Origin of the sequence: Cyanobium sp. LEGE 06143 (assembly GCF_015207535.1) — a bacterium.
Lineage (GTDB): Bacteria > Cyanobacteriota > Cyanobacteriia > PCC-6307 > Cyanobiaceae > NIES-981.
This window is the reverse complement of sequence record NZ_JADEWP010000141.1, coordinates 1-6,579: the sequence shown is the minus strand read 5'-3', so window position 1 is coordinate 6,579 and position 6,579 is coordinate 1. Positions and strand designations below refer to the sequence as shown.

Here is a 6,579-nt window from a genome sequence, read left to right as displayed (position 1 = left end):
CTCCTGGTGCCTGCCCTCGCCCCCCAGCCGGTGCGCGCCTCCGGGGAGGTGGTGGTGGAACTGGATGGGCTGAGGCTGCCGATCGATCTCGATGAGCTGGCGGCCTGGACCCTGCAGCCGGATGGTCAGAGCGGCAGCCTCGGTCTCTGGCTCAATCTGCTCGATGCCGAGTCGAGACAGGGGCTGATCAGGCTGTTGCGGGCCCCTCTGCTGCGGGACAGTGGTTTCGGCCTCCAGCTGCTGAGCAGCTGGACCGGGGAGCCGATGCTGCGCGAGGTGGGGGGCCTGATCACCACCGCCGCCGGCGAGAACACCAGCGTGCTGCTGCTGGAGACCCTGCAGCAGCTGCTGGAGCGCCAGAGCACGATCACCACCCTCGACCTGCTGCAGGCCCTGCCTCCAGAGAGGCTGAATCTGCGCATCGATGGCCTGCTGGACCTGGCAGCTGACTGGCGTCGCCAGCTCCAGGGCCAGGAGCGGGCGATCCAGCGGCTGCGGCAGCTGCCGCTGCCCAGGCGCAGCTCCCGCAGCCTGCTGATCGGCCGCCAGCAGCTCGGGGCCCCCCAGCAGATTCAGCTCACCGTGGCCCACCGCTCCGAGCCCCTGCCGCTGGAGCTCTGGCCGGCCCGCCGGGCCAAGCGGGGCCCCTGGCTGCTGCTGATGCCCGGGCTGGGCGGCAACACCGAGCAGCTCAGCTGGCTGGCGGCGGCCCTGGCGGAGCGGGGCTGGCCGGTGCTGGTGATCGAACATCCCGGCAGCGACGAGCAGGCGGTGCAGGCCTCTCTGCGGGGGGAGGGCCCACCACCCGGCGCGGAGTCCCTGCCCGACCGGCTGGCGGATCTGCAGGCCGTGCTGACGGCACGCCGCGAGGGCAGCCTCCCGTCGCTCGGTCCACAGCCCTCAGGGGAGGACGGCATGGTGCTGATCGGCCACTCCCTCGGGGGCCTGGCGGCCCTGATGGCGGCGGGCCTGGTGCCCGAGCAGGGGCTGAGGCAGCGCTGTCAGCAGGCCCTCTCCTCCCTGCCGGTGACGAACCTCTCGCGCCTCCTGCAGTGCCAGCTCCCCGACATCACCGGCGATGGCGCCAGCAGTTCCTTTCCAGTGAGCGGGTCGTCGCTGCCGGACGCCATCCCCCTGCGTGGGGTGATCACCTTCAACGGCTTCGGCAGTCTGCTGTGGCCCAGCCGCGGCCTGGCCGATCTGTCCGTGCCGGTGCTGGTGGTGGGCGGCAGCCTCGATCTGGTCACCCCGCCCGTGACCGAGCAGCTGGGCCTGTTCAACGGAAGCAGCGATCCCCGCAGTCGCCTGGTGGTGGTGGATGGGGGGAGCCACTTCTCACCGGTGCGGCTGGCGGCGCAGAACGAGCCGCTGTTCCGTCTCGGCGACCAGTTGGTGGGGGAGCAGCCTGAGCGGGTGCAGGAGCTGCTGCTGGCGCTCACGATCGAGTTCCTGGAAAGCACCCAGCACCCCTCCCTGCTCTCACCCCAGCGGCGGGTGCACAACGGCATCACGGGCTACGTGCTCGATCCAGCCCAGGCCGAGCGCTGGCGCCGCGCCATCCACAGCCCCTGAGCTCAGGGGCTCAGAAGCGGATGCGGGGATCCAGCAGGGCGACCAGCACGTCCACAGTGACCGTGACCAACACCACCAGGGCCGCCACCACCACCACGATGCCCTGCACCAGGGGGTAGTCGCGCTGGCTGATCGCCTCCTGCAGCCGGTAGGCGATCCCGGGCCACGAATAGGTGACCTCGATCAGCAGGGCACCGCCGATCAGGGAGGCCACGGTGATCCCCGTGATCGTGAGCACCGGCAACAGGGCATTGGGCAGGGCATGGCGCAGGATCACCCGCGCCTCACCAAGGCCCCGGCTGCGGGCTGCCTCCACATAGTCGCTGCCGAGGCTGCGGCGCAGGTTGAGGCGCAGGGCGTTGGCGAAGATGCCGCTCAGCAGCAGTGCCAGGGTGCCGGCCGGCAGGGTGAGGTGCCGCAGGGTGCCCTGCAGGGCCTGCCACTGGCCGCTGGCCAGGCCGCTGCGCAGGCTGTCGAGCAGATAGAAGCCGCTCCCCTCCGGCGGCAGCAGCGTGGGGGGAAAGCGGCCGCCCACCGGAAGCCAGCCCAACCACACGGCAAACACCAGCTGCACCACCATGGCCGCCCAGAAGGGGGGCAGGGCATAGGTGCCGATGCCGTAGAGCCTGCCGGCCAGGTCGAGCTTGCCTTCGGGCCGGGCGATCCCGGAAAAGCCCACCGCCAGGCCCACCACGGCCGCCAGCAGCAGGGCCACGCTGCCCAGCTCCAGGCTGGCCGGCAGGGTCTGGCCGATCACGCCGCTCACGGGCTCCTGGTTGGTGAGGGAGTCGCCCAGATCGCCGCGCAGCAGATCGCCCAGAAAGTGGCCGTACTGGTGCAGCAGTGGCTGGTCGAGGCCGARGCGGCTGCGCAGGGCGGCCCGGGCGGCCTCCGGGGCGCGGGTGCCGAGCAGGGCGTCGATCGGATCGCCGGGGGCCAGCCGCAGCAGCAGGAACACCAGGGTGGCGATCAGCCACAGCATCACCGGGGCCAGGGCCAGCCGGGCTCCCACGTACTGGACCAGGGCGCGGCGGCGGCTCATCGGGCTGCCCCCACGGGCCCAGCCCCCGCCGGCGCCAGGGCCTGGAGCAGCAGGCGCCCCGAGCCGTCGAAGCGGGGCTGGCTCACCCCAGGCTGGGCCCAGGCCTTGGGCGACACCAGCCAGAGGGGCACGTAGGGGTTGGCGGCGGCCGTGATCCGCTGAATCCGCTGCAGCACGGCATGGCGCTCCTCGCCCTGGCTGCTCTCACTGCGGCGCAGCAGGGGCTGCAGCCCTGGCTGGGCCCAGAAGCTGCCGCTGGCGGCACTGGCGCCCTCGAGGCAGCGCGCCCCCTCCTCCTGGCTGCAGGCCAGCAGGGGGATCAGGTAGTTGTCGGCGTCCGGGAAGTCGCCCATCCAGTCGAGCAGGATCAGGGTGAAGGCCCCCTCGCCGAGTTGCCGGTAGGCCGTGGTGGATTCCATGCCGCTCACCTCCAGCCGCACACAATCGCCCAGATCCTGCTGCAGCTGGGCCTGCCAGGTGAGGGCGAACAGGCGGTCGCTGGGGATGTTGGAGCGGAAGGTGAGCGGCAGGGGCAGTTGCTTGCCCTGGCAGTAGCCCGCCTGGCGGTAGAGCTCCCGGGCGCGCTCGGGGTCGTAACTCACCCAGGCGGTGGGATCGGAGCCCGGCAGGCTGGGCGGCACCAGCTCCCGCAGGGGAGCGCGCAGGCCCAGGGTGACGCGCTCGCTGATGGTGGCCCGATCCAGGCTCAGGGCCAGGGCCTGCCTCAGCCTGGGGTCGTCGAAGGGGGGCTGGTCGCTGAGCAGGGTGAGGTAGCTGATCTCCAGTGCCGGCCCTCTGCTCTCCTGCAGCTCGCCGCGGCGGGCGCGGCTGCGCAGGGCGGCCTGCTGGTCGATCTCCAGGCTGGTGGAGAGCAGCACGTCCACTTCGCCACTGATCAGGGCACCGAACAGGGCGGTGGAGTTGCTGAGGGAGACCAGGTCAAGGCCGTCGTTGGCCGGCTGCTCACCCCAGTAGCCCTCGAAGGGCTCCAGCCGCTGCTGCTGCTTGCTGAAAAAGGTGAGCCGGTAGGGGCCGGTGCCCACGAAGCGGTCGTTGAGCAGGCTGTCGCCGTGCTGGCGGTAGGCGGTGGGGGAGAGCGGGGTGAGGGCCACGGCGCTGAGCAGTTCCGCSAGGGGAGCGAAGGGCTGGCGCAGCTCCAACTCCAGGGTGTGGGAGTCCAGAGCCCGCACATCGCTGACCCGGTCGCCGAGCAGGTAGCTGAGCTTGCCGATGGCCAGGAAGCGTTCAAGGCTGAACACCATGGCCGCGGCATCGAACGGGGTGCCGTCGTGGAAGCGCACACCGCGGCGCAGGGGAATGGTGGCGGTGCGACCATCGGCGCTCCGCCGCGGCGGCGCCAGGGCCAGCCTCGGCTCCAGCTCGCCCGTGTCACTGACGGCATAGAGCGGATCACCGAGGGCGCTCAGCAGCTGCATGGCGCCGAAGGTGAAGGCGCCGGCAGGGTCGACGGTGTCGACGCGGTTCCTGCTGGCCACCACAAGGCGATCGGGCGTGTCCTCGGGGCGGCCTGTTGCCCCCGGTGCCCCGCCTTGCTGCGGCAGGCAGCCGGCCATGGCCACGGCCAGGCAGGCCTGCAGCAGCCCGCTGCAGAGCCGTTGGGGCATGGCACGGATCCTTCGGGCCGGCACCGTCAGGGCAGCGGCGGAGCGCTGGCTCCGCTGCAGAGCGTTGTGGTCACACGGATCGTCGACGGTCGGCGCTCATTCAAGAGCGGTGGGGCCTGGCAGGACGCACCTGTTGCAGGGAAATTTCAAACACTTCCGAACCGTGGCGGGCCAGGGGCCAGCGCCGCAGCCAGCAGCGGTCGTGGCGATCGTCCACGCCGATCACTTGGTAGAGCTGCTCATCGAAATCAAGCTGAACGCATTCCCCCTGATGGGGAATGGTGGCTGGCTTGAGGCAGGAGATGGCCGTCATAGGGGACGTCACGTCAGGATCTGGAACTGGAAACGCTGGGCCTGTGGGTTGGAACTGGGCCCATGCTGCGAAACGGGTCCAGGTTGAAATGTTTGTGGTGATACAAACGTCTGCTGGGGTGCGGAGACGCGGATCAAAGAGATGTCAGTCCGCTGGGGCCAGCTGTGCCGTTCAGGGTCTCGTTGGATGCGGGCACTCTGGCGCCTCGACCCCACCCGACGCCAGGGGCAAGGCATTGGCGTGTCTGATTGACGTGATCAGCTGCCCTGTCCCAGCTGGGGGCTAAAGGGTGCGCAGGCAGGCGGCCACCTGGTGGACTTCGGCCAGGGCCTCGATGGCATCGAGAGCGTGGCGGAAGCGGGCCTCCAGCACTTCGTGGGTGATCACCACGATTTCGGCACTGCTTGCCTCGCCCGCAGCACCGGAACCCTCGCCGGCGTACTGGACGATCGACTGGATCGAGACGCCGGCCTGGCCGAAGCAGCTGCCGATCTGGCCGATCACCCCCGCCTGGTCGCTGGTGCGCAGCCGCACGTAGTTGCGGTGGGTGGTGAGGGCGCCATCGACGAGGGAGCACTGGCGCCAGTTACCCGCTGCCAGCAGGGGATCCAGTCCGCCGCCCTGGGTTCCCGAGCCGCCGCCGGTGGCCTGGCGGATGCCGGCGATGTTGAGGATGTCGGCCACCACGGCCGAGGCGGTGGGTCCGGCTCCGGCCCCTGGGCCGTAGAACATCACCTGGCCCACAGGGTCGCCCTCCACCAGGATGGCGTTGTTGACCCCGTTCACGCCCGCCAGGGGATGGCCCCGCGGCACCAGGGTGGGGTGCACGCGCACATCGAGCTGCAGCCCCGCAGGGGTGGTGTCGGCTGGCTTCGGCGGCTCACTCCCCACCCGTTGGGCCACGGCCAGCAGCTTCACCACGAAGCCGAGCCGGGCGGCGTAGTCCACGTCCCGGGCGTCGAGCTGGTTGATGCCCTCGGTGGGAATGGCCGGGCGGGGCACCGTGCCGCCGTAGGCCAGGCGCGTGAGGATGGCGATCTTGTCGGCGGCATCGCCACCTTCCACGTCGGCGGCGGGATCGGCCTCGGCGTAGCCGAGCCGCTGGGCATCGGCGAGCACCTCGCCGTAGGCGGCCCCCTCGGCCGCCATCCGGCTGAGGATGTAGTTGGTGGTGCCGTTGATGATCCCGCTCACCCGCTGGATGCGGTTGCCGCCCAGGGATTGCTTCAGTGGTTCGATGATCGGGATGCCGCCTCCCACGGCCGCCTCGATCAGCACATACACCCCCTTTTCGGCTGCCGCGGCGGCGATCTCATCTCCATGCCGGGCGATCACGGCCTTGTTGGCGGTGACCACCGCTTTGCCGGCGGCGATCGCCCGCAGGATCAGGCTGCGGGCCGGCTCCAGGCCGCCGATCACCTCCACCACGATGTCCACGGCTGGATCATCGACCACGGCCTCTGGGCAGGTGGTGAGCAGCCCTGGCGCCAGGTTGAGGGGCCTGGGCCGCTCCAGATCGCGCACGGCGATGCGGCGGAGCTGCAGGTCGGCCACCAGGGGGTGGCGGCCCTCAGGGGTGCTGAGGATGCTGGCCACACCGGCTCCCACCGTGCCCAGACCGAGCAAGCCGATGCCGATGGTCATGCCGTGCGCTGCGAAAGAGGGATCCTAGAAATCAGGCTCCCAGGGCTCCGGCCTGGGCCTGCATCAGCTTGAGGATGTTCAGAAAGCCGTTGGCCCGCGAGGGCGWCAGGCTGGCCTGCAGTCCGGTGGCGGCGATGAAGCCGGGATCGATGGCGGCGGCCTGCYCGGSGGTGAGCCCTTCCATGGCCTGGATCAGCAGCGCCAGCAGCCCCTTGGTGATGGCTGCGTCGGAGTCGCCCTGCCAGTGCAGGTGGCCGTCCTGGAGCGTGCCCACCACGTACACCTGGGACACGCAGCCCTTCACCTTGAAGGCGTCGGTACGGAAGGCCTCCGGCAGGGGCTCGAGCTTCTTGGCCAGCCAGAGCACGTACTCGTAGCGGCGC

General features: G+C 70.6%; 6 protein-coding genes. 1 reads left to right on the top strand and 5 read right to left on the bottom strand.

Going from position 1 to position 6,579, the window contains the following annotated elements; genetic code table 11:
* Window positions 1–1,572: alpha/beta fold hydrolase (locus IQ216_RS10195; RefSeq protein ID WP_370566697.1), on the top strand; the 1,572-nt coding region annotated here is incomplete at its 5' end.
* Between the two features lie 10 nt (window positions 1,573–1,582).
* Here the strand turns inward: IQ216_RS10195 and IQ216_RS10190 are convergent.
* The 5 genes from IQ216_RS10190 to IQ216_RS10170 form a co-directional block, all read right to left on the bottom strand.
* Window positions 1,583–2,614, bottom strand: coding sequence for an ABC transporter permease (locus IQ216_RS10190; RefSeq protein ID WP_193815384.1), 1,032 nt, complete (start codon window positions 2,612–2,614; stop codon window positions 1,583–1,585).
* Window positions 2,611–4,239: an ABC transporter substrate-binding protein gene (locus tag IQ216_RS10185; RefSeq protein WP_193815383.1), complete on the bottom strand. Its 1,629-nt coding sequence runs from the start codon at window positions 4,237–4,239 to the stop codon at window positions 2,611–2,613. Before IQ216_RS10185 ends, IQ216_RS10190 begins: the two co-directional genes overlap by 4 nt.
* Window positions 4,240–4,339: 100 nt before the next feature.
* Complete coding sequence (locus IQ216_RS10180) at window positions 4,340–4,552, bottom strand: hypothetical protein (RefSeq protein ID WP_186697012.1); 213 nt, start codon at window positions 4,550–4,552, stop codon at window positions 4,340–4,342.
* Window positions 4,553–4,834: 282 nt separating this feature from the next.
* Entirely contained in the window at window positions 4,835–6,196 is a 1,362-nt protein-coding gene (locus tag IQ216_RS10175) for a homoserine dehydrogenase (RefSeq protein ID WP_193815382.1), read from the bottom strand.
* 31 nt (window positions 6,197–6,227) lie between these two features.
* A partial coding sequence (locus IQ216_RS10170; protein WP_193815381.1) for a SufE family protein occupies window positions 6,228–6,579 on the bottom strand: 352 nt, incomplete at its 5' end.

Coding starts and splice junctions, on each gene's coding strand:
- IQ216_RS10180 (WP_186697012.1), bottom strand. CDS start 4,552: ATGACGGCCATCTCCTGCCTCAAGCCAGCCACCATTCCCCATCAGGGG.
- IQ216_RS10175 (WP_193815382.1), bottom strand. CDS start 6,196: ATGACCATCGGCATCGGCTTGCTCGGTCTGGGCACGGTGGGAGCCGGT.